We start from the raw sequence: 23,399 nt of genomic DNA on the forward strand, positions 1-23,399 counted from the left end.
AGGCAGGGGCTCTCCCGTCCCGCTCGCATCGCTCCTGGAGGGGTACGCACGGATGCGCCTGCTGCACACGTCGGACTGGCACCTGGGTCACTCACTGTACGACACCTCGCGCGAGGCCGAGCACGCGGCCTTCCTCGCGTGGTTGCTCGACACCCTGGCGGCACGCGAGGTGGACGCGCTGCTCGTGGCCGGTGACATCTTCGACACCTCCAACCCCAGCGCCGAGGCCCAGGCCGCCTGGTACGAGTTCGTCGCCCAGGCCCGCCAGCGCTGCCCGAAGCTGGACGTCGTCGTCATCGGCGGCAACCACGACTCGGCGGCGCGGCTGGATGCGCCGGACCCCCTGCTCACCGCGCTCGGCGTGCGCGTGGTGGGTGGCCTCACTCGCTCCCGGGATGACCGCGGCCTGGAGCGGCTGCTGGTGCCGCTGCACGATGCCCGGGGCCAGGTGGGCGCGTGGGTGGCGGCGGTGCCCTACCTGCGGCCCGCGGACCTCCCCTTCCTCCCAGACGAGGTGGGCGACCGGCTCATCGAGGGCGTGCGCGCGGTGTACGCCGAGGTGCTCGATGGCGCGCGGGCGCGGCGCGAGTCCGGACAGGCGCTCGTGGCCATGGGCCATTGCTACATGGTGGGCACCGAGCTGAGCGAGCTGAGCGAGCGCCGGATCCTCGGCGGCAACCAGCACGCGCTCCCAGTGGACCTCTTCCCCGAGGACATGGCGTACGTGGCGCTCGGGCACCTGCACAAGGCCCAGCGCGTGGGTGGTCGCGAGGGAGTGCGCTACAGCGGCTCGCCCCTGCCCCTGTCCCTGTCCGAGGCGAGCTACGTGCACCAGGTGCTGCTCGTGGAACTCGAGGGTGAGCACCTCGCCTCCGTGGAGTCCGTGCGCGTGCCCCGTCAGGCGGAGATCCTCCGGGTGCCCGAGCGCGGCGCGCCCGCGATGGACCTCGCCACCGTGGTGAAGGCGCTCCAGGCCCTGCCCTCCGCCGAGGCCGGAATGGTGGAGTGGAAGCGCCCCTATCTGGAGGTGTGCGTGGAGCTGCCCAGGCCCGAGCCCGCCCTGCGCCGGCAGGTGGAGGCCGCGCTGGAGGGCAAGGCCGCGCGGCTGGTGAAGATCACTCCCCAGTACACCGGCACGGGCCTGGCGCTCGCCGAGTCGCGGCCCGGGCCCTCGCTCAAGGATCGCACCCCCGAGGACGTGTTCCACGCCCGCTACGCCCAGGACTACTCCGAGCCCCTCGCTCCCGCGCTGCTCGAGGCCTTCCACGAGCTGCTCACCCAGGTGCAGGAGGACGCGTCATGAAGATCCTCGTCATCCGGGGTCGCAACCTCACGAGCCTCGCGGGCGACTTCGCCCTGGAGCTGGACAAGCCGCCGCTCGATCGCATGGGGCTGTTCGCCATCACCGGCGCCACGGGCGCGGGCAAGAGCACCCTGTTGGACGCCATGTGCCTGGCCCTCTTCGACTGCACGCCCCGGTTGGAGCAGGGCGGCGGGGTGCTCGTGGGACGCGCCGGGGAGGACGAGAAGGCGCGCGTCAAGGACACCGACGCGAGGGGCATGTTGCGGCGCGGCGCCGCCGAGGGCCTCGCCGAGGTGGAGTTCCTCGGACGCGATGGGAAGCGCTACGTGGCCAACTGGTCCGTGCGCCGGGCGCACAAGCGGCTGGATGGCGCCATCCAGTCTCCGGAGATGAGCCTCACCGAGGTGGCGTCCGGACAGCGCTTCGGTGCCAAGAAGGGCGAGGTGCTCAAGGCCATCGAGGAGAAGCTCGGCCTGTCCTTCGAGCAGTTCCGGCGCTCGGCGCTGCTGGCCCAGGGCGAGTTCGCCGCCTTCCTGCGCGCCAAGGAGAAGGACCGCGCGGAGCTGCTCGAGCGCATGACGGGCACGGAGGTGTACAGCCGCATGTCGCTCGCCGCGCACCAGCGCCACCGCCAGGTGCAGGAGGCGCTGGAGAAGTTGCAGCGGGGCGTGGAGGCCATCTCCTTGCTGAGCGAGGAGGCGCGCCGGCAGGAGGAGGAGGGACTGGCGCGCGAGGAGGCGGCGCGCGCGGAGGCCCAGGCGGTGCAGTCCCGCGCGGAGCACGCGGTGGGCTGGTACCGGACGCGGGCGGACCTGGTTTCCCGTGAGCGCGAGGCGGAAGCGGAGCTGGAGCGCGCGCGGCGGGCCCTCGAGGACGCGGAGCCCCGGCGGCTCGAATGGGAGCGGGTTCGCGCGGCGGAGGACCTGCGTGCTCCGGTCTCGGCGCTGGACGAGGCCACGGCGGCCCTGACGGCGAGGGACGCGGAGCTGACCGCGCGGCGCTCCGAGGAGGCGGTGGCGCGCGAGGTGGATCGCGGGGCCGAGGTGGTTCGGCTCGAGGCGGAGTCCCGGCGGGACGCGGCGGTGAAGGCGGAGGAGGCCGCGCGGCCGGAGCTGGAAGCGGCCGAGGCGTTGGATGGGGAGATCCAGCGCGCCGAGGAGCAGGCGCGGGACGCGGTGCGTGCGCGGGACGAGGCGCTCGCGAGCGAGCAGCGGGCCCGGGCCGAGCTCTCGGTGCTGAGCGACCAGGAAGCCTCCGCGCGCAAGCGGCTCGAGGACATCCAGGCGTGGCGGGACAAGCGCGGGCCCGTGGAGCCCGTGGCCCGGGAGTGGTCCCGGTGGGAGACGGAGCTCCAGCGCTATCAGCAACAGGCACGGCAGGAGGTCGCGGCCCAGGCACTGCTCACGCGCACGCGCGCCGAGGCCGAGCCGCTTCGCCTCGAGGCGGAGCGCCGTGAGGCGGCGCGGCGCGAGTCGTCCGAGGCGCTGCGTGTGGCCGAGGAGGAGGCCGCGCGGGCGGAGTCGGCGCTCGGCGCGGAGGCCGACGCGGCGCGGAGGCTGCGGCGTGAGGAGCTGGGTGCCCGGCAGGAGGTGTTGAAGGAGCTGGAGCTCGCGCGGAAGGAAGCGTGGGAAGCGGCCCAGGCGCTGCGCGAGGCCTCCCGGGAGGTGGACGAGGCCCGGAAGGAGCAGGCCACCGCGACCGCCGAGGCGGAGGCCGCGAAGGCGCGGCGCACCGGGCTCGACCCGGCGCTGAGGGAGGCACGGCTCGCGTTCGACCGGACGCGGGCCGCGCTGGAGCTCAGCGCGCGTCGGGCGGACCTGCGCGAGGGCGAGCCCTGTCCCCTGTGTGGTTCCAAGGAGCACCCCTACGCTCGCGAGGAAGGGCCCCTGGCGGGACTCGTCGAGGAGGGGCGCGGCCGGGTGACGTCGTTGGAGAACGAGCTCCAGGAGGTGACGCGGACCGAATCCGCCGCCACCGCCCGGGCCCAGGGCGCGGAGCAGCGCGCGGCGCGGGCCGAGGAGCGTGGGGAGGCCGCGGCGCGGCGGAGCACCTCGCCCCGCGAGCGCTGGAGCCTCTTGCGCGCGAAGCTCACGGGTGCGCTTCCCGCCGAGTCCGTGGATGCCCCGGAGGTCGAGGCCTGGCTGGCGGAGGCACTCGCCGAGGTGCGCGTCCACTCCGAGCGGTCGAGGGCCGAGGAGGAACTCGCCGAGGCCCAGGCCCGGAAGGCGAAGGAGGCCCGGGTCCGGAGGGAGGCCGCGCGGACGGACGCGGAGGCGGCGGAGTCGCTCTGGCGCCAGGCGGACGAGGCGTGGCGCAGGAACGTCGAGGCCGAGGCCCTGCACCTGCGGGACGTGGAGCAGGCGGCGCGCGGTCGCGAGGAGCTGCTGGCCGCGCTGTCGGTGGCCTTCTCGGGCTGGCCCCGTTGGGAGAAGGAGCTGTCCACCGACACGGCGACCTTCCAGGCGCGCTGCGTGAAGGCCGTGAAGGAGTGGAACGCGAAGGACGAGGAGCTGCGCCAGGCCGAGGCCGAGTCGCGGAGCGCGGCGGAGAAGCGGGGCCCGGTGCAAGCCACGGTGGAGCTGCTGCACGCGCAGAGCACGGCCCGTGCCCAGGCCGCGACCGGGCGGGAAGAGGCCCTCGCGCGCGCGCGCGCCTCACGTGGGGCGCTGTTCGGGGGACGTGCCACCGCCGAGGTGCGCGCGGCCCTTCGTCAGGAGCGGGAGGCGCTCGTCCAGGCCCTCGAGTCCCGGCGCGAGGACGCCGCGCGGGCGGCACGGGCCGTGGCGGTGGCGCTCGCCCGGACCGAGGCCTCGCTCGCGGCACGGGACACGGCGAGTACCTCCCGGGACAGGGCCGAGGCCACCCTGGGCACGCGCCTCGCCGAGCGCGGCCTCTCCCTGGAGACCGTGCGGAGCCTGCTCTCGCGGGGCGCCGCCTGGTGCGCGGACGAGGAGCGGGTGCTGGGCCAACTGCGGCAGGCCCACGACAAGTCCCTCCTGCTCGTCGAGGAGCGCCAGCGCCAGCGCCTCGAGCACGAGTCCTCCGCGCGGCCCTCCCTCTCCGAGGAGGAGGCCGCGTCCGCGCGCGAGCGGGCCATCGCGGACACCCAGGCCCGTGTGGACGCCGCCGCCCGCCTCCGGGCCCGGCTCAAGCAGGACGATGACGCCCGGCGGAGCCACGGCGAGCAGGCCCGGCTGCTGGAGGAGGCGCAGCGCAAGAGCGGCGTGTGGCGCACGCTCAGTGAACTCATCGGCTCGCATGACGGCAAGAAGTTCAAGGTGTTCGCCCAGAGCCTCACCCTGGACGCGCTCCTGCACCACGCCAACGCACACCTCGAGCAACTGGCGCCTCGCTACCACCTCATGCGTGTGCCTGGGTACGACCTGGACCTCCAGGTGGTGGATCGAGACATGGGCGACGAGGTGCGCGCCGTCTCCAGCCTCTCCGGCGGAGAGAGCTTCCTCGTCTCGCTCGCGCTCGCCCTCGGCCTCGCCTCGCTCTCCTCGGAGACGACCCAGGTGGAGACGCTCTTCATCGACGAGGGCTTCGGCACGCTGGACCCCGAGACGCTGGAAGTGGCCCTGGCCACGCTCGACGCGCTCCAGGCCACGGGGAGGCAGGTGGGCATCATCTCCCACGTGTCGGGGCTCGCCGAGCGCATCGGTGTGCAGGTACGCGTGGTGAAGCAGGGCGCGGGTCGCAGCCGCCTCCAGGTCGTGGGCGAAGCGGGCCTGCCAGGTGCTCGGGCGTCCGCGTCCCGGCGCTCGCTGGCGATGGGATAGAATGGTAGTGGATGAATCCCCCTCCCCGGATTGTCCGGGGTGAGACTCAGATTGGGACGATGGGAAAATTCTTCGACCCTTCTGCACTCTTCAGGAGTGAACGCCTCTGTCGCATCTGCACAGCAGGGGGCGGAGTTTCGTACTCTTCTGTTTCCGTGCGGGCCGGCGTATGGAACAGGAGGGCAGGTTACACAATCACCCACTAGGCAACAGACAACCCCATTCCCAAATTCGCCCCCCCTTCCCCCGTGAGGCTGTTCATGAGAGCCCCTAAACGTTTACTCGCGGCCGCCCTGGTCGCATTCCTCGCTGGTTGTCCTCAGCCGCCGACCACGGAGCCCGATCCGGATCCCACTGGTGACGGTGGCACCTCCGATGGTGGCCCCACCACTCCCGACGACGGTGGCACCGACGGCGGCGACGTCCAGCAGCCGACGGACGATCCCTTCGAGAAGCCCCCAGGTCCCCTCAATCCGACCAACAAGACGATCGACACCGACTGTGACGGTCTGTCGGACGCGGAGGAGTGGGGCAACATCTACGCGGGCGACAAGCGCACCGACCCGGACAAGTGGGACACGGACGGCGACGGCCTGCGCGATGGTGTGGAAGCCGCTCGCACCACCACCCTCAACCCGCTCCCGCTGTGCGCCTCGCTCTTCATCGCGGACGCGGATCCCACGAGCCGCACCAACCCGACCAATCCGGACACGGACGGCGACGGCATCCTGGACGGCGTGGAGGACCGCAACCGCAACGGCCGGCTGGACCCGGGCGAGACGGATCCCGCCAACCGGGACTCGGATGGTGACGGCCTGTCGGACAGCGAGGAGGACACCAACAAGAACGGCATCGTGGAGGCGGGCGAGACGGATCCCCGCAAGCGCGACACGGACGGCGACGGCCTGTCGGACTTCGTCGAGCTCAAGAACAGCAAGACGGATCCGCTCAACGCCGACATGGACGGCGACACCTGCGTGGACGGGCAGGAGGACCGCAACGGCAACGGCCTGGTGGATCCGGGCGAGACGGACCCGAAGAAGGCTGGCGACTGCGGCGGGGCCACGGGCACGGACACGGACGGTGACGGCATCTCGGACGAGGTCGAGCAGGCCAATGGCACCGACTGGCGCAACGCGGACACGGATGGTGACGGGCTGCGCGATGGTCAGGAGGACCGCAACCGCAATGGCCGGGTGGACCTGGGCGAGACGGATCCCCGCTCGAAGGACTCGGACTGCGACGGGCTGTTGGATGGACCCAACCAGGGCACCTTCCTGGGCGAGGACCTGAACGCCAGCGGTGGGCGCGACTCGGGCGAGACGGACCCCACCAACCGCGACACGGACGGAGATGGTCTGGTGGATGGCGTGGAGCGTGGCGTGGCCACCAACGCGGCGCCCATCACCACCTGCGGCTATGTCGGCGACCTGGACCCGGGCACCAAGACGAACCCCACCAACGCGGACAGCGACGGCGATGGCATCGCCGACGGCGCCGAGGACTCCAACCAGAACGGCCGCGTGGATCCGGGCGAGCTCGACCCGAGCAATGGCGCGGACGGCACCGGCACTTCTCCCGCGGGCCAGGCGTGCTCCGCGCAGAACCTGCGTCAGGTGACCTTCAAGGAGGACAACGGCAGTGACATCCGCCTGGCGCTCCGCCCCACCTTCAATGAGGTGAAGACGATCTCCTCGGGCAACGTCAAGGGCTACATCGGCTTCGACAACACCAACAAGGTGGCCTTCATCGCCTACAAGCGTGGCCAGGCGGGCACCTCCACCACGGCGGCGGGCGACGAGCTGTTCGTTCGTGGCCAGTTGAATCCCTCGGTGACGGAGACCACGCAGACGTTCACGACCTGGGACGGTCATGCCGCCGTGCAGGGCAACTACGAGCAGTCGGTGACCACCACCCTGGGTGCCTACACCAACGCGGTGGCCAACGTCATCGTCGGCTCGGGGGCGGGGACGCTCTCCGGTGGCACGGACGTGTCGGGTCCGTTCAAGATCCAGGCGCAGTACGTGCACCGCTCCAACTCGAGCGTGCTCGTGGTGCTGGCCATCACTCCCAAGGCCCGCTTCGTGGAGCCGGGGGTGTTCGTCATGAGCGACACCGCGGGTGGCACGGCGCTGGCCCAGTTCGGTGACGCGGACGCGGTGCAGTGCGAGACCTTCGCCTCCGCCGGCAGTGGCCCCACGGACTTCCTGTTCGTGGTGGACGACAGCGGCTCCATGGCCTCGTCCCAGACGGCGCTGGCCAACGCGGCCAATGCCGTGGCCTCGCGATTGGGCAACTCGCAGCTCGACTGGCGCATCGCCCTGGTCACCACTTCCTACGGTGCGACCTACAGCAACAACCGCAACATCTTCCGGGGCTTCACCCGGGACATCAACCAGTTCAAGGCCTGGCTGGATCAGAACGCCGCGTGCCCGGACACCACGCAGGGTTGCTGGATTGGTGTCAACGGCATCGCCGACGAAGTCCACCTGAGGCCGGCGCGCAAGGCGGTCAACGACATGACCGCCGCCAGCACGACGGATCCCAACAAGAAGTACCGCACTGGCGCCCGCCTGGTCGTCATCATCCTCACGGACACGCGCGATCAATCCACGGATGATGCCGTGGCCGGGTCTGGGAACACGCTCCCGGAGTTCATCAACTACTTCAAGAGCGGCAACCCCACGGGCGCTGCCATCCAGATGCACGGCATCATCTGCGATCCCGCCGACAGCGCCACCCGGTGCAACAGCCAGGAGGATCACCTCATCCCGGTGCACAAGGACGCCATCCAGGCGTTGGGTGGCATCGTGGGCAGCATCCGCACCGCGACGGGCATCCAGACGGCCATCAACAGCATCATGGACAGCGTGATCGGCTCCGCGGGCTACAAGACGCTCAAGCCGCCCATCGGCGCCTCCGTGCGCGTGGCGCTGGCGAAGGTGCGTGACTCCTCGAAGTGCAACCCGAGCGACCTGCCGCGCAGCCGCACGGATGGCTTCGACGTGGACGGCCGCAGCCAGGCCCTGTCCTTCTATGGTGCGTGTCGTCCGCCCGAGACGGGCACCACCCTGGGCGCCATCTCCTACCGCTACTGGAGCGACCTGACGGCCAACACGGATGGCAACCAGCCGCCCTGCTATAGCGACACGGGGTACTACGACTCCACCCAGGCGGACTTCTGCAAGGGCAAGCTCGTGTGCAACCGGCAGACGAACCGGTGCGAGTGCCCCGCGGATTGCGGCGGTGGCGGCGCGCCCGGCCAGGTGTGCAACACCAACCGGGACGTGTGCAGCTGGTCCTGCGGCTCGGAATGCGCGGGCGCCTGCGGCAGCTTCGAGACGTGCAACCCGACCACGTGCGCGTGCACCTGCGTGCAGTCCGCCACCTGCTCGCCGGGCTTCAAGTTCGACGCGGCGGCCTGTGGTTGTGTCTGTGACACGGGGGCGCTCAACTGCGGCTCGAACTACCAGGCCGATGCCAACGCCTGCGCCTGCGTCTGCAAGCCCAACTGCGGTGGCAACTGCCCGTCCGACACGGTGTGCAACGAGAGCACCTGCGCCTGCCGGCCGAAGCCGAACTGAGTCACTCCCCCGGCGGGCCTGGAGCTGAGGCCCGCCAGGGATGAGCCAGCCGGGGCCGGGTACCGCTGAGCCGTCAGCGGCGCCCGGCCCCGGTCCTTTTTCGGCTCCAGGAGGTGACCCGAATAATCACGCGACGAACTCCATACCCGTACTCCGCGCGAACGCGGTGAATCCCGGGTCCGTCCCCTGTCCGAACAGGAGTTCGTCCTCATGCTCAAGTCCATGCTGGCGCCGTCCCTCGCCCTGGTGTCCGCGCTGTCCGCCGGGCAATCCCTCGCACACGGCTCCATCGAGATTCCCATCAGCCGCGTGTACAACTGTTACAAGGAGGGCCCGGAGACTCCCCAGTCCGCCGCCTGCAAGGCCGCCATCGCCTACGGTGGCACCCAGGCCTTCTATGACTGGAATGGCGTCCGGCAGGGCAACGCCAATGGCCAGCACCGCGCCCTCATCCCGGATGGGAAGCTGTGCAGCGCGGCCAATGAGTCGCACAAGGGGTTGGATCTCGCGCGGTCGGACTGGCCGGCCAAGCGCATCGCGCCCAATGCCCAGGGCCGCTTCGATTTCGTCTACCACGCCACGGCGCCCCATGCCGCGCGCAGCTTCCAGTTCTTCGTCACCAGGCAGGGCTACAATCCCACGCAGCCGCTCAAGTGGTCGGACCTGGAGGCGACGCCCTTCTGCACCGTGGGCACCACGCCCCTGCAGAACAACCGCTACACGTTGAACTGTCCCTTCCCCACGGGGAGGACGGGCCGGCACGTCATCTACAACATCTGGCAGCGCTCCGACAGCCCGGAGGCCTTCTACGCCTGCGTGGACGTGGAGATCGGCACCACGCTCGCCGCCTCCGAGTGGAAGGAAGCCGAGCCGGTGCGGGCCCGTGAGGACCTGCGCGCGGGCAGCACGGTGACGCTCCGGGTCTTCGACGCGGCCGGGCGGGACGTGGAGCGCCACGAGCTGCGCCTGACGGAGGAGGTGAGTCCGGCGGCCCACTGGCTCGTGCGTCTGGCCCGCCGGGTGAACCAGGACTCGCGCTACGTCCGCGTGGGCGCGCTCGACGCCCAGGGTGACATCTCCCCCGTCGAGTCGCTCCAGGGCAACAGCGTCTATGTCCGGGACGCGGGCTACCGCTTCCAGCTCGACATCGACAAGCCCGCGGCGCCCTCGAGTCCCTGAGCGCGTCTACACGCTGGCGGCGCCGTCGCGCGACGTCTGGCCGTGGGCGGGCCATTCGATGCGCAGGCGGGCGCCGCCCTCTTCCCGGTTCTCCGCGGTGAGCGTCGCGCCGCAGTGCTCCAGCAGCTCGCGCGAGATGACGAGCCCCAGGCCCGTGCCCTTCTCCGGGCCCTTGGTGGTGAAGAAGGTCTCGAAGAGGCGCGGCAGCACCTCGGGAGGAAAGCCCGGGCCGTTGTCCTCGACGAAGAGCATCACGCGCTGCCCGCGCGCCTCGCCGCGCACCAGGATCTGCCCCGGCACCCGGCCGGACTCCTCGAGGGCGTCGCCCGCGTTGACGAGCAGGTTGAGCAGCACCTGGACGAGCCGCCGGGGCGTGGCGAGCACGGGCGGCAGTCCGGGAGGCAGCTCGACCTTCACGTGGGCCATGTGCTTGAGCCGTACCGCCGCCAGCCGCACCGCGTCCGCCACCACGTCCGCCAGGGCGCAGGCGGTGGACTCCTCCGTGTCCCGGCGCGAGAAGCCCTTGAGGTCCAGGACGATCCGCTGGACGCGCTCCACGCCCGAGCGCGTCTCGGCGAGCACCTGCTCCAGCTCCGCGCGGGCCCCGGGGGTCAGGGGCTGGGCGTGCAGCTCCTCCTGGAGGAAGCGCAGGTTGGCGTGGACGAAGGCCAGCGGGTTGTTGATTTCGTGCATCACGCTGGCGGCCAGCCGCCCCACGGTGGCGAGCCGCTCGGAGAGGGCTTGATCCGCCAGCGTCCGGGCGAACTTCTCCGCGGCCTCGCGGCGGGTGCGCTCCAGCCGGGCCTCGTTGCGCGCCTCGAGCGCCCGGCGGAACTGGGTGGAGCCCGCCACGCCGAAGAAGCTGGTCATCGCGACCAGGGAAGCCCAGGTGATGGCCTGGGCCGGAGGGTGCCCGGTGAGCACCACCAGCGCGCCAATGCCCAGCATGCAGACGCAGCCGCTGACGATGGCCGCGCCCGCCTCCTCCGCGTAGATGAGGGCCACGAGCAGGGGCAGGCACATCACCAGGTGGACGTACGGACTGTCCACGTCCCCGGTGCAGGCGACGATGGCCAGGTAGAAGCCCGAGCCGAGCGCGCTGTTGACCAGGAAGAACAGGCGTCGGCGCCACCCGGAGAGCCGGCCCATCCAGAACGCGCAGGCCACCAGCTCCACCGCCCACAGCACGCGCACGCCGAGCGCCCCGAGGTTGACGCTCGAGAAGATGAGCACGTCCAGCACGGACAGCAGCGGGAGCACCGCCGCGAACAAGAGGGTCGTCTTGTCCGGCTTCGTTCGCGTGGCCTCGCCGTGTGGACGCACTGTCATGGGAACTAGGAGCTCTCCAGGAGTAGCCGCTCCCGGCCGGGCGAGCCCCGTACATCCTTTTGTCGGCGCCACTCCACCTGGATCGTCCGGTGGGTGGGAATGGACAGGAAGGAGCGCCGCAGCTCCTCCTCGTGCATCTTGTCGGCCTGGGCCTGGAGCCGCTGGTGGGCTGCTTCCAGCAGGTGGGGCGCGCGCGCGTCCTGGTGGGCCCGGAGCACCCGGAAGCAGGTGAGCCAGATCCAGAAGGGCTCCTCCACGCCCCGGTGCATGCCTTCCAGGTGGGGCAGGAGCTGCTCGACGAGCTCGAGCGCCTCGTGCAACTCCCCGCCCATCAGCGCCACGGCGGCCAGCCCCGTCATGGCCTCGTGCTCCAGGTGGGGCATGCGGATGCGCGCCCGGATGTCGCGCGAGCGCTGGTAGGCCTCGCGTGCCTCGGACAGGCGCTCCAGGGCGCCCAGGGCGAGGCCCCGGCTCATCCACGCGTAGCCCTGGTAGCGCAGGCTGCCGATGTCCTCGCCGATGCGCAGGCCCTGCTCGCTCAGCTCGAGCGCGCCGGCGGGATCGCCCAGGTGGTAGTGGATCCGCGCGAGGTTGGTGTAGTCCATGGCCTCCCAGAACCGGTAGCCGATGACCCGGCTGAACTGGAGCGTCTGCTCGAAGCCGGCGCGGGACGCGGCGAAGTCTCCCAGGCTCTTGCGCACGTAGGCGAGGTAGCGCCGCGCCGAGCACTCCAGCCAGCGGTCCCCCATGGACTGGCAGAAGGGGATGACGCGCTGGATGGGCTGGAGGCTCGCCGACAGCTCACCCCCCTCGTGCATGACGGCGCTGAGGTTGAGCAGGCTCTCCACCTCCAGTTGGGGCAGCCGCGCCGACTCGGCGAGCGCGAGGCTGCGCTCCAGGTGCTCGCGGGCGCTCGTGAAGTCGCCCCGGAGGTGGCGCAGCATCCGTCCCCAGCTCAGATGGGCGAGGGCCTCGCTGGCCACGTCCCCCTGCTGCTGGGCGAGCCGGATGGCCCGCTGCACCGCCTGCTCCCCCATCGCGAACTCGCCGACCTCCACGGCATACAGCGCCCGGCGCAGGGCCGCCTCGGTCCGCCGCCGATCGTCGTCGAGCCGCTCGGCCCACTCCTCCATGTGGTCCAGGGCCATGTGTTGCTCGCGCCGCTCGCCCTGGATGGCGTGGACGCGCTCACGCGCCGCCACGATGGCGTAGCGCTCGGTGACATTGTCCTCGGTGCTCAGGGCGAGCGCCCGCTGGAGGAAGGCGCGCGCCTCGGCGTGGGCGAACAGGGACAGGGCCTCCTCCGCGGCGCGCCGCAGGAACGTCGCCGCGCGCTCACCCTGGCCGGACGCCTCCAGGTGATCCGCGAGCAGTCCCAGGTGCTCGCGCGAGCGCTCGCCTCCGCGCGCCTGCAACCACTCGGCGATCCACCCGTGGAAGGCGCGTCGCTCGCGCTTGAGCACGGTGTCATAGGCCACCTCGCGCACGATGGCGTGCTTGAAGGTGTACTCGTGCGCCCCGGCGAAGGCGGAGCTGGACTGCTCGAAGATGAGCTCGCGCTCCTGGAGCGCCGCCAGCGTGTCATGCAGGGACACGCCCTCGGGCAGGGCGCCGCCCATCATCAAGAGGGGCTCGTCCCAGAAGACGCGGCCCACCACCGAGGCGCGCTGGAGCACCTCGCGCTCGTGCGCGGGCAGGCTGTCCAGCCGCGCCTGGAGCACGCCACTGAGCGTGGGGGGCACCTTGAGCGAGGTGAGCCGGTGGGGCTCGACGTGCCAGTGCTCCTTGCCGGCGAGGATGACGCCCTCCTCCAGGAGCATCTGGATGAGCTCCTCCAGGTAGAAGGGATTGCCCTCGGCGCGCGTGACGACGAGCTCCTCGAGCGCCGGGGGGATGGACTCCACCTTGCGCAGCAGCTCCGCCACCAGCCGGTGGCTGTCGTCCGGGGACAGGGGCCGCAGCTCCAGCCGGACATGGGCGGGGGCGTGGGCCCAGCCGGGGCGCCGCTCGAAGAACTCGGGCCGCGCGGTGCACACCACGAGCAGCTGCTCGGGCGCGAGCGTCTCGTGCAGGCGCTCGAGCAGATCCAACGCGCTGTCGTCCGCCCAGTGGATGTCCTCCAGGAAGAGCACCATGGGCTCGCGCCGCAAGAGGGCGCGAAAGTACTCGCCGAGCGACTCCAGGCCCCGGGCCCGGAGGCTCTGCTCGTCCATGGGCGTGCCCTTGAGGTGGGGGCTGTTGCTGAAGTCGAAGCCGATGAGCGAGCCGGCGAGGTGGGCGCGGATGCGGCTCGACTCCCCGGGGCCGAGCGCCTCGTGGAAGCTGTCCTCCAGCCGGGCGCGCACCACGCTGGGTGGGTCGCTCTCCTGCACCTGGAGGTGGAAGGAGAACAGGTCGCGCAAGAGGGCGTTGGGGTGCCGGCGCATTTCCGGACTGGCGCGTCCCCGGAGGCAGAGGGGGGGCGTGTCCAGCGACTCGAGCCACGTCTCGAACTCGCCGAGCAGCCGCGACTTGCCGATGCCCGCCTCGCCCGTGAGCGTCACCCGGTGGCTGCCGTTGCCCGCGAGCACCGCCTGGAGCGCCGCGCGCAGCTGGCGTGTCTCCTGCTCGCGTCCCACCAGCCGGGCCCAGACCCCATCCAGACCGCGGCCCCGCCGGAGGAAGGCCCGGGGCTTGGCCGCCGTCACCCGGTACACCTGCAGGGGCTCCTGTTTGCCCTTGAGACGCAGGGGCGCCAGGGGCTCGGCCGCGAAGGCCCCGCTCACGTGGCGCCAGGTGTTGTGCGAGATGAGGATTCCGTCCACGGGCGCGGCCTGCTCCAGGCGGCTCGCGGTGTTCACGGTGTCGCCCATCACCGTGAGCTCCCCGCGCGTGCCCACCACGCCCAGCAGCACCGGCCCCGTGTGGATGCCGATGCGCATGTGCAGCCCTTCCGGGGGCGCCGCGGGGAAGGAGGCCAGCTGCGCCTGGATGTCCAGGGCCGCGTGGAGCGCCTGCTCGGCGTCGTCCTCGCTCGCGCCCTCCGTGCCCCAGAGCGCCATGACGGCATCCCCGATGTGTTTGTCGATGTGCCCGCCGTGCCGGAGGATGGCCCCGTCCACGCGCTCCCACAGCCGGTTCATCAGCTCGCTGACGTCCTCGGGATCCATCCGCTCGCTCAGCGCGGTGAAGCCGCACAGGTCGCCGAAGAGCACGGTGACGTGCCGGCGCTCGAAGGGGACGTGCGGGGCGAGGGCGGCGATCCGGACGCGCAGGGCGGCCAGCGCGGCCTCGGTGGCCTCGTGGCCGAGCACCGTGCGCTGGGTTTCCAATACCGCCATGGCCTGCTCGAGCAGGTCGCGTTCGTTGCTCATCGTCCTCCGGTGGGGAGCCGGGCCAGGGCCCTCGTCATTACAACCAATCAGGGCGGGTGACGTCGAGTGGGAGAAGAAAATTCCGCTCTTTCTCACCGTCCGGGTTTCAGGCCCGTGGGCGCGGTGTCCGTGCGGAAGACGGGGTAGAGGTGGAGCCGCGAGTCCCAGGCGGGGTGCCGCTCGGCGAAGAAGCGCAGGCGGGCGCGTGCATCCCCGGCGAAGGCCTTGTCCTTCAGGCGCTCCTCCCAGGCGGCCTTCACGGCGGGGTCCTTCGCCAGCAACTCCCGGGCGAAGGGCTCCACCACGTAGTCCTCGATGTACTCCTTCTGCTCGAAGTGGTTGTTGAAGAAGCCCCAGGCGAGGAGCGAGTCCGGCCCGAGGGGCTCGAACAGGTGGGCGAGCAGGGGCGCGCTCTTCTGGGCAGCGGGGACATAGAGCGTGCCGGCGGGCAGCGGCCAGGTCTCCTTCGTCCACTGGCCCTTCACGGACAGGGGCTGTCGGCCCTCGTAGGAGCCGGGGCGGAAGGTGGCCTCGGTGGCGCGGAACACCTCCACCCCGGTGGGGGGCAGGGCCTGGCCGAGCCGCTGGAAGCGCAGGCCGTGGACGGTGAGCTTGCGGGCCACCCACTCCGCGTGGGCCGGGGGCACGAGGTAGCCGCCCGCGGGCAGGGTGGTGGTGAGGGCGGGGCGGAGCTCCTCGAAGTAGGGAAGGGTCCACACCTGGGGGCGGGTGGGGTCGTAGCGGATCCACGGCTGCTGGGTGAGCTCGGAGGGCGAGCGCTCATAGGCATAGCCGCGGAAGTCGATGGGGCGGCTCTTGTCCGTGTTCTCCCAGGCGAGCACCACCTCGCGTGCCTTGCCGGCCTCGGCCTCGGCGTCCACCGCCGCGCGGGCCTTCATGAGCGCCTGGCCGTCCCGGGCGACGAGCCGCAAGAGCCCCTCCAGCACGTGGCGCGTGGTGGCCACGCGGTGCGCGTAGGGCTTCCACGAGTGGGTCTCCACCAGCACGCCGTAGCGCCGGTTCACCATCCAGTAGGCGTTGCTGAAGCGCGGCGGCGCCACGCCGTAGCCCACGCCCGAGCGGGGATCATCCTCCTTGCGGAACGAGGGATAGAAGGGCAGGGGCAGGTGGCCCTGGGCCTCCAGGGCGGTGAACAGCTCCTGGCGCAGCTTCTCGCCGGCGGCCCGGAGCGGCTCGGGGCCCGTCTTCTGCGGCTCCAACTGCACGCTCACGTCGTGCTCGAACTGGGCGCCGTCGGTGACGTGCAGGTCGATGGAGACGAGGGGATCCCACGTGTGCAGCAGGGTGAGCAGGGCGCCCATCTCCGGGGCGTCCGCCTTGACGTAGTCGCGGTTGAGGTTGAAGCCCTGCGCGGTGACACGCCAGCCCATCTCCTCGGGGCCCACCTGGTTGGGGCGGTTGTTGAGGCCGAAGCGCTCGTGGCCATCCACGTTGAAGACGGGCACGAAGACGGCCGTCACGCCCTGGAGTACCCCCGGCAGCGCCTTGCCATCGAGCAGGTCGCGCAGGAGCCAGAAGCCCGCGTCCTTGCCATCGATCTCCCCGGCGTGGATGCCGCCCTGGAAGAAGACGACGGGGCGGCCCTTCTTCGCCGCCGCGGCGGGGGTGAGGGTGCCGTCCGCGCTCGCGGTGAGCACCAGCAGGGGGCGGCCCTCGGGGGTGGTGCCGAAGGAGTCACAGCGCACCTTGCCGGGGTAGCGCTTGGGGAAGGCGTGGCAGAGCGTCTCCACCTCGGCGTAGCGGCCGGTGCGGAGCCACCCGCTCTGCTCGGCGACGGTGGTCAGGGGCGTCTGGTGGAGCGTCAGGGCGAGGAGGGCGGACAGGAGCATGTCGGCCGCCTGTTGAGCACACCCCCCGGGTCCGCTCAACCTCGTCGTGGGGCGCCCGGTGGGACGGTGAGGCTCTCGCCCACGGCGAGCACGTGCAGGGGCTCCACCGGGAGCGCGCGCCGCTTCCACTCGGCGTCCAGACGCTGGGGCGGCTCGTCGAGGGGCTCGTCGGTGAGCTTGAAGGTTCCCCAGTGCATGGCGAGGAAGCGCCGGGCCCCGAGGTCCTCATAGGCCCGCACCGCCTGCTCGGGGTTCATGTGCTGCTTCTCCATGAACCACTCCGGGTCATAGGCGCCGATGGGCAGCAGGGCGGCGTCGATGCCGGGAAAGCGCCGGCCGATCTCCCGGAAGCCCTCGAAGTAGGCGGTGTCGCCCGAGTGGTAGACGCGGGTGTGGGCGCCCTCCACCACGAAGCCGCCCCAGAGCGTCTCGTTCACGTCCGCGAGGCCGCGGCGGCTCCAGTGCTGGGCGGGGACGAAGTGCACGGTGACGGGGCCCACGCGCGTGGAGCCCCACCAGTCCAGCTCGGTGACGGACAGGCCGGTGCGCTGGAAGTAGCGCGTCAGGCCGAGTCCCCCGATGACGGGCGCGCCCACCTGGCACACGGTGGGCATGTCCAGGTGATCATAGTGGTTGTGGGACACCAGGGTGGCCTGGATGGGGGGGAGCTGGCCGGTCGGCACTCCGGGGGGCACGTTGCGGCGGATGAAGCCGGGAATGCTGTCGCGCAGCACGGGATCGATGAGCAGCGACACGCCCTCGAGCTGGACGAGCCAGCTGGCGTGGCCCAGCCAGGTGAGGCGCGCGCCCTCGCCGGGGGCGGGGGGCACGGCCAGGACGGCGAGGTCCGGCTCCACGCGGCGCATGGCGCAGGTGGCCTCGCTCTTGCGGCGCTTGCCGGCCACCTTGTCCGCCACCGCCCACTTGAAGACGGTGGACAGCGGGTGGGGACCACTGCCATCCAGGTTCTTGAAGCGCAACGGCATGGGGAAGGGTTCCTCGTGGGAGGGTGGAATGGGCTCTTGCCCCATCCTGTTCCGCCCTCATCCTAGCAAGCACGGGAATGATTTCTTCCCGATGCGCCAGGGGTGGAGAAGTATCCAGCCAATATGAGCGTGCGGCATTTCGACATCGTGGTGATCGGCTCGGGCCCCGGCGGGGAGGGCGCGGCCATGAAGGCGGCCAAGTCCGGCAAGCGGGTGTGCGTGGTGGAGCAGCGTCCGCTGGTGGGCGGCGCCTGTACCCATACGGCCACCATTCCCTCCAAGGCGCTCCGGCACGCCATCCAACGCCTCGTGGACGTGCAGATGGATCACCCCGAGCTGCGCGTGGAGCTGGGCCAGAAGTGGAAGTTCAAGGACATGATGCGCTCGGCGTCCACGGTGGTGTCGCGCCAGGTGCAGTTGCGCACCACCTTCTACGAGCGCAACCGGGTGGAGCTGGTGGTGGGGCGGGCGCGCTTCCTGGATGCCCATACGCTCGAGGTGGATGAGCCCCGGGGCGCGAGCGAGCAACTGTCCGCCAAGGCGTTCGTGCTGGCCACGGGCTCGCGGCCCTACCACCCGCCGGACCTGGACTTCCAGCACCCGCGCGTCTTCGACTCGGACACCATCTTCAACCTGCGCGAGACGCCGATGACGATGATCATCTACGGCGCGGGCGTCATCGGGTGCGAGTACGCGTCCATGTTCCGGCAGCTGGGCGTGAAGGTGGACCTGGTGAACACGCGCGAGCGGCTGCTGTCCTTCCTGGACGATGAGATCTCCGACGCGCTGTCCTACCACCTGCGCGAGCAGGGCGTGCTCATCCGCCACCAGGAGCAGATGGAGCGCGTGGAGACGCGGGACGACGGGGTGGTGCTGCACCTCAAGAGTGGCAAGCGCCTGCGCGCGGACGTCTTCCTGTGGGCCAACGGGCGCACCGGCAACACCCAGGACATCGGGCTGGAGGCGCTGGGCATCCAACTGGACTCGCGCGGCAACATCCAGGTGAACGACGCCTACCAGACGGTGGTACCGCACATCTACGCGGTGGGCGACGTGGTGGGCATTCCCTCGCTGGCGAGCGCCTCGTATGACCAGGGCCGCTTCGCCGCCACGCACATCGTCGAGGGGCGGCTGGAGCACAAGCTGGTCAAGGACATCCCCAGCGGCATCTACACCAGCCCGGAGATCAGCAGCCTGGGTCGCACCGAGCAGGAGCTCACGCGCCAGGGCGTGCCCTACGAAGTGGGCCACGCGTTCTTCAAGAGCCTGGCGCGCGCGCAAATCACCGGCCGCACGGTGGGCATGCTCAAGCTCCTCTTCCACCGCGACACGCGGGAGATCCTCGGCATCCACTGCTTCGGGGACAACGCCTCGGAGATCATCCACATCGGCCAGGCGATCATGTCCCAGGACGGGCCGGGCAACTCCATCGACTACTTCATCAACACCACCTTCAACTACCCCACCATGGCCGAGGCCTACCGGGTGGCGGCGCTCAACGGACTCAACCGCCTGTTCGAGCACTGAAGGGCCGGCGTCGTCGCTTCCCCACCCGCGTCAACGTTTCACCCGGGGCATGACACGGGTGTCAGGGCGCGGTGGGGCCGGGGAGGCGGGGGAGCGCCGCCCTCCGAGTGGTTCATTCCTGGAACATGTCTTGCTTTGGGCCTGGGTCCACCCCTTCACCCGGAGCATGTGCATGAGCAGGACACGGCGGTTGTGGATCACAGGGCTGACGGTACTGACACTGGTAGGTTGTTCTGGGCTGGGTTCGGTAGGTGCTCCCTCCGCTGGGGACATGGGAGCGACTCCTGGCGGAATCCAGGACATCGCGCTGGCGCGGACGAAGATCGCGGCGGGGCAGATTCCCCTCGCGGAGGACTTCACCGCCGAGGGGCTCTACGCGGAGCATGATCTTCCCCTGGAGGGCCCGCCCTGTGAGCAGGTGTTGTGTCTGCGCACGGCGAAGGGCATCGCGACGGCCATCGACACGGGCCGCCAGGAGGTGTTCGTGCAGGTGGGGTTCTCGTCCAACGTGGAGCCCTCCACCTTCCACCGCAAGCCGCTCGACGCGGCGCTGGTCATCGACCACTCCGGGTCCATGCAGGGCGAGCCGATGGCGGCCGTGAAGGAGGCGGCTCGCCGGTTGGTGGCGAAGCTGGACGAGAGCGACACCTTCTCGCTGGTCATCTTCGATGACGTCTCCCAGGTGCTGGTGAAGCAGACGCCCGTGCGCGACCGCGCGGCCCTGCTGCGCGCCATCGACACCATCCAGGTGGACGGCTCGACCTGCATCGAGTGCGGACTGGCCGATGGCTACGCGCAACTCGCCACGCGCGCGCCGGACGCGTCACGCGCCCGCCGCGTCTTCCTCTTCACGGACGCGATGCCCAACGTGGGCCAGACGCAAGAGGGCGGGTTCATGAAGCTGTTGCGCGACCACTCCCAGGAGGGCCGGGACCTGACGCTCTTCGGGGTGAACATCGCGTTCGATCAGTCCTTCGTCACGGCCATCTCCTCCGTGCGGGGCGCCAATGCCTTCTACCTGCGTGACGCCGAGCGCACGCGAACGGTCTTCGACGAGGACTTCGACTACCTGGTGACGCCCATCGCGTATGACCTGAAGATGGTGCTCACTCCCGCCCCGGGCTTCCGGGTGGAGGCGGTGTATGGCGTGCCCGGGGTGGAGCCCGGCGCGGGCCAGGCCTCGCTGGAGATCTCCACGGTCTTCCTCTCCCGGCGGCGCGGCGCCATCCTCGCGCGCTTCTCCCGGGAGGCGGACATCCAGCCCGGACAACGGATGATGTCGGGGGGGCTCTCCTTCACACCCGCTCGCGGCGAGGCGAGCCCGCCCACGCTCGTGACGGCGAGCTACGAGGGCAGCGAGCCGCTCTCGTCCACCGGCACGTGGTACTCCGAGGACACGGTGCGCAAGACGGCGGCCCTGACGAACTTCATCCTCGGCGCCCGGGCGGCGTGCTCGTCCTGGCATGCGGGGGACAAGGCCCGGGCCCGGGAGCTGGCGGACCGGACGGCGGAGCTGCTGCGCACCCACGCGGAGCAGTTGGACGACGCCGCGCTGCGCGCCGAGGCGGAGCTGGCGTCCAAGCTCGCCGCGCTGATGGTTCCCTGAACCCTCAGGCCTCGCCCGCCTCGTTGGCGAAGACCTCGGCGGGGTCCGGCTTGGCCTGCTCGAGGACGGTCGGCTTGTGGTGGGCCACCGCCTTCTTCCAGCGCCCGGAGAAGTAGTAGGCCATGCTGCAGCCGAGCGAGACGAAGAAGCTGATGGCGATGGCGTACCAGACGCCCTTCACGTCGTGCATCTGGCGCGACAGCGTGTAGGCCAGGGGCACCCGGACCACCCAGAGGCTGAGCAGGGAGATGAGGGTGGTGATCATCGTCGAGCCGGCTCCGTTGATGATGCCGTTGCTCACGAAGGTGAGGCCGAACAAGACGTAGCAGGCGCCCACGATGTGCAGATACGAGGTCCCCAGCTCGACGACGACGGGATCCGTGATGAACACCTTCAGGAGCGTCTCCGGGAAGAGGACGGCCACCAGGGAGATGACGAGGGTGATGGCCCCGCTGAAGGCACATCCCCACGCGAAGATCTGCCGGACGCGGGGCAGGTGGCCCGCCCCCAGGTTCTGTCCGGCGAGCGTCGAGATGGCCATGCCGAAGTTGATGGCCGGCATGAAGGCGATCTGATCGATGCGCGAGGCCGCGCCGAAGGCCGCCGTGGAGATCTCCCCGAAGCCGTTCACGATGCCGGTCACCATCACCATGCCGAGCGACACCAGGGACTGCTGGATGGAGGCGGGCACGCCGATGCGGAAGGTCTGCCAGGTGGCCGGACCGAGGTGGCGCAGGCTCGGCCAGCCGGGCGCGACGGGGGACTTCTGGCGGTGCAGCCAGACCACCAGCACGGTCAGCACGAGCACCTGGGAGACGATGGTGGCCCAGGCGGTGCCGTTGAGCCCCAGACGTGGCAGGCCCAGGTGGCCGAAGATGAGGAGCGGATCCAACACCGTGGTGAGCACGACGGAGATGAGCTGGAAGTACAGGGGCGTCTTCGAGTCCCCCATGCCCTGCAACATGCTGCGCAGCGCGAACATGGCGAAGCTGGTGGGCATCGACAGCAGGAAGATGCGCAGGTAGTCCACCGAGGGCTGGAAGATGTCCTCCGGCGTGTCCATGGCGCGCAGGATGTGGGGCGTGAAGAACTCGCCCAGCAGGGTCAGCAGGATGCCCAGGCCGAGGATCAACACGGTGGAGCTGTCCACCACCCGCCGCAGCTCGTCGAAGCGTTTGGCGCCGTAGCTCTGCGACACGAGGATGTTCGTCGCGAGCGTCATGCCCATCCCGATACCGAAGAGGGTGAAGACGACGGGGAAGCTCACCGTGACGGTGGCCAGCGCCCCGGTGCCGAGGAACTGCCCCACCCAGATGGCGTTGATGAAGCTGTAGGCCGTCTGCAGCAGGCTGCCAATGAGCATCGGCAGGGAGAACGTCACGATGTGCCGGGGGATGCTGCCCGTGGTCAAATCTGTCCCGAACTTCGGTTTCATGTGTCTGCCTTCTCCCGTGATGGCTTCTTCACGGTCAGGTGCGGTATGCACCCTCGAAGGCGGGCGCGCCAGTCCCCCAGGTGGGTTTTCTCACCGGGTGGAAGCCGGGACGTGTCGTGCCGCGGACGGCTCAGGGCTCGAGCGGGTTCTTGTGGTGGAAGCTCCTCGGCCTGAGCTCGAAGGACAGCCAGCTCATGGGCATGTTGTCCTGGTCCTCGTCCCGAGGGACGTGCAGGTGCCGGTTGACGTACCACACCACCACGTCCTGCCCATCCACGGATTGCCCGTCCACCATGGCGCTGACATTCGTTGGCGCGGTGCTGCAACCCGAGGCGATGTGTGGAGGGAAGTTGCCCACCGCGAGACTCTCGCACCCGTTGTAGCGGGTGACCCAGAACTCGTGCGCGGACCAGGGCTCCGTGGTGGAGACCTCGCCGGTCCACAGCCCCTCGATGTGCGGGACGAGCTCATAGCCCACGTTCCGCCCGTCGGCGTTGGTGCTCGTCTTGTCGTAGATGAACCACGACGTATAGCTCTCCGGGGCGAGGTCCTGGGCGGCCTCGAGCGGGATGGGCGTCCTCACGTTCACCCCGCAGGTGCCCGGCGTGGCGCAGGAGCTGTCGGGAGAAGGGGACGTGGACGGCTGGAAGGTCATCTGCTCGACCGCGTCGTTCGCCGCTCCATCGATGTCGAAGTCCAGCCGGTAATAGATGTTGTGCAGGTGGGAGATTCCATAGACCGGCGTCTCGTTCGTCTCGGAGTCCATGCGGCTGCCATAGGGCGCATAGCCCGCGCCCGAGCGGACCTGCTGGAGCCGGCCCGACAGCCCCATCCGTGGCTCGATGGTCCCGTCATCATGGAACTCCCACTGGTTGATGTACGTGTACTGGCCGAGTTGTGAGGCCATGCTCACCGAGACGCTCTCTCCCCGCTGGAAGTTGTCCCTGAACTTCCAGGCGTAGCCGCGATCGTCGACGTTCTGGCAGATCTGGTTGTTGGCCAGCAGCGTCCCTCCCGCGCACTCCGCCTCGGTGAGCGTGAGGGCATTGAACCCCAACCCCGCGTTGGTGACGTCGAGGGGGCGGGGGGTGCCCATGACATAGGGGACGTGGAGCTCCGCGATGCTCCCCTGGCCGAGCACCAGTCGCGACGTGCCTCCCACGGGCATGTAGCTGGCCTTCTGGATGACCATCCCCTCACAGGGACAATTCTGGACGGAGAAGTTCCACCTCGAGCCCGACGCGAAGGTGTGATCCACCACGGTGGAGCCGGTGCAGGCCGCGGGGGAGCACCCTTGTGCCTCCGCGACGCGCGCGAAGCCCACTCCCATACCGATGGCCACGACCCCATGGACGACGCGATACCAGGACATGCTCGACTCCCGTGGGCGAAGGAATTCCAGAAACGGGGAGTTAGGGCCGCGGCCGCCGGAGGGGCTACGTACCCCGGGGCACTCCGTCACCGG

General features: G+C 70.4%; 12 protein-coding genes. 6 read left to right on the plus strand and 6 right to left on the minus strand.

Going from position 1 to position 23,399, the window contains the following annotated elements:
- Positions 1-52 precede the first annotated feature (52 nt).
- From CYFUS_RS06390 to CYFUS_RS06405, 4 genes are all read left to right on the plus strand, one after another.
- The gene (locus CYFUS_RS06390) at positions 53-1,303 is read left to right on the plus strand and encodes an exonuclease SbcCD subunit D C-terminal domain-containing protein (protein ID WP_095984425.1); all 1,251 of its coding nucleotides are present in this window, start codon (positions 53-55) and stop codon (positions 1,301-1,303) included.
- Positions 1,300-5,085, plus strand: a complete 3,786-nt coding sequence (locus CYFUS_RS06395) for an AAA family ATPase (RefSeq protein WP_095984426.1) — start codon at positions 1,300-1,302, stop codon at positions 5,083-5,085. The genes CYFUS_RS06390 and CYFUS_RS06395 overlap by 4 nt, the downstream gene beginning before the upstream one ends.
- A gap of 260 nt (positions 5,086-5,345) precedes the next feature.
- Positions 5,346-8,669, plus strand: coding sequence for an adventurous gliding motility lipoprotein CglD (gene cglD / locus CYFUS_RS06400; RefSeq protein ID WP_095984427.1), 3,324 nt, complete (start codon positions 5,346-5,348; stop codon positions 8,667-8,669).
- A 210-nt stretch (positions 8,670-8,879) separates the two neighbouring features.
- The gene (locus CYFUS_RS06405; RefSeq protein WP_095984428.1) at positions 8,880-9,848 is read left to right on the plus strand and encodes a lytic polysaccharide monooxygenase; all 969 of its coding nucleotides are present in this window, start codon (positions 8,880-8,882) and stop codon (positions 9,846-9,848) included.
- A 6-nt stretch (positions 9,849-9,854) separates the two neighbouring features.
- On the opposite strand, the gene CYFUS_RS06410 is transcribed toward CYFUS_RS06405, so the two are convergent.
- The 4 genes from CYFUS_RS06410 to CYFUS_RS06425 all read right to left on the minus strand — a co-directional run bounded on the left by CYFUS_RS06410 (position 9,855) and on the right by CYFUS_RS06425 (position 17,366).
- Positions 9,855-11,177: a sensor histidine kinase gene (locus CYFUS_RS06410; RefSeq protein WP_095984429.1), complete on the minus strand. Its 1,323-nt coding sequence runs from the start codon at positions 11,175-11,177 to the stop codon at positions 9,855-9,857.
- 5 nt (positions 11,178-11,182) lie between these two features.
- A complete protein-coding gene (locus CYFUS_RS06415) occupies positions 11,183-14,530 on the minus strand; it encodes an ATP-binding protein (protein ID WP_095984430.1) in 3,348 nt (1,115 codons plus the stop codon).
- Positions 14,531-14,622: 92 nt separating this feature from the next.
- Positions 14,623-16,380, minus strand: coding sequence for a M14 family metallopeptidase (locus CYFUS_RS06420; RefSeq protein WP_095984431.1), 1,758 nt, complete (start codon positions 16,378-16,380; stop codon positions 14,623-14,625).
- A gap of 35 nt (positions 16,381-16,415) precedes the next feature.
- The gene (locus CYFUS_RS06425; RefSeq protein WP_095991837.1) at positions 16,416-17,366 is read right to left on the minus strand and encodes an MBL fold metallo-hydrolase; all 951 of its coding nucleotides are present in this window, start codon (positions 17,364-17,366) and stop codon (positions 16,416-16,418) included.
- Positions 17,367-17,489: 123 nt separating this feature from the next.
- On the opposite strand from CYFUS_RS06425, the gene sthA reads away from it, so the two are divergent.
- Both sthA and CYFUS_RS06435 read left to right on the plus strand, forming a co-directional pair.
- A complete protein-coding gene (gene sthA / locus CYFUS_RS06430) occupies positions 17,490-18,893 on the plus strand; it encodes a Si-specific NAD(P)(+) transhydrogenase (protein ID WP_071901603.1) in 1,404 nt (467 codons plus the stop codon).
- A gap of 271 nt (positions 18,894-19,164) precedes the next feature.
- Positions 19,165-20,499 (plus strand): vWA domain-containing protein, encoded by a 1,335-nt coding sequence (locus CYFUS_RS06435; RefSeq protein WP_198316474.1) that lies wholly within the window; start codon positions 19,165-19,167, stop codon positions 20,497-20,499.
- Between the two features lie 4 nt (positions 20,500-20,503).
- Here the strand turns inward: CYFUS_RS06435 and CYFUS_RS06440 are convergent, their stop codons facing one another.
- Positions 20,504-21,934: an MATE family efflux transporter gene (locus CYFUS_RS06440; protein ID WP_198316475.1), complete on the minus strand. Its 1,431-nt coding sequence runs from the start codon at positions 21,932-21,934 to the stop codon at positions 20,504-20,506.
- A gap of 130 nt (positions 21,935-22,064) precedes the next feature.
- The gene (locus CYFUS_RS06445) at positions 22,065-23,306 is read right to left on the minus strand and encodes a hypothetical protein (RefSeq protein WP_095984434.1); all 1,242 of its coding nucleotides are present in this window, start codon (positions 23,304-23,306) and stop codon (positions 22,065-22,067) included.
- Positions 23,307-23,399: the final 93 nt, after the last annotated feature.

It is taken from the genome of Cystobacter fuscus (assembly GCF_002305875.1).
In the GTDB taxonomy this organism is placed as follows: Bacteria; Myxococcota; Myxococcia; order Myxococcales; family Myxococcaceae; genus Cystobacter; species Cystobacter fuscus_A.

Bases quoted from the DNA above. Each gene is read 5' to 3' on its own strand.
- CYFUS_RS06405 (WP_095984428.1), top strand. From the start codon at position 8,880: ATGCTCAAGTCCATGCTGGCGCCGTCCCTCGCCCTGGTGTCCGCGCTG.
- CYFUS_RS06415 (WP_095984430.1), bottom strand. From the start codon at position 14,530: ATGAGCAACGAACGCGACCTGCTCGAGCAGGCCATGGCGGTATTGGAA.
- CYFUS_RS06410 (WP_095984429.1), bottom strand. From the start codon at position 11,177: ATGACAGTGCGTCCACACGGCGAGGCCACGCGAACGAAGCCGGACAAG.
- CYFUS_RS06390 (WP_095984425.1), top strand. From the start codon at position 53: ATGCGCCTGCTGCACACGTCGGACTGGCACCTGGGTCACTCACTGTAC.
- CYFUS_RS06395 (WP_095984426.1), top strand. From the start codon at position 1,300: ATGAAGATCCTCGTCATCCGGGGTCGCAACCTCACGAGCCTCGCGGGC.
- CYFUS_RS06425 (WP_095991837.1), bottom strand. From the start codon at position 17,366: ATGCCGTTGCGCTTCAAGAACCTGGATGGCAGTGGTCCCCACCCGCTG.
- CYFUS_RS06445 (WP_095984434.1), bottom strand. From the start codon at position 23,306: ATGTCCTGGTATCGCGTCGTCCATGGGGTCGTGGCCATCGGTATGGGA.
- CYFUS_RS06435 (WP_198316474.1), top strand. From the start codon at position 19,165: ATGGGAGCGACTCCTGGCGGAATCCAGGACATCGCGCTGGCGCGGACG.
- CYFUS_RS06420 (WP_095984431.1), bottom strand. From the start codon at position 16,380: ATGCTCCTGTCCGCCCTCCTCGCCCTGACGCTCCACCAGACGCCCCTG.
- sthA (WP_071901603.1), top strand. From the start codon at position 17,490: ATGAGCGTGCGGCATTTCGACATCGTGGTGATCGGCTCGGGCCCCGGC.
- CYFUS_RS06440 (WP_198316475.1), bottom strand. From the start codon at position 21,934: ATGAAACCGAAGTTCGGGACAGATTTGACCACGGGCAGCATCCCCCGG.
- cglD (WP_095984427.1), top strand. From the start codon at position 5,346: ATGAGAGCCCCTAAACGTTTACTCGCGGCCGCCCTGGTCGCATTCCTC.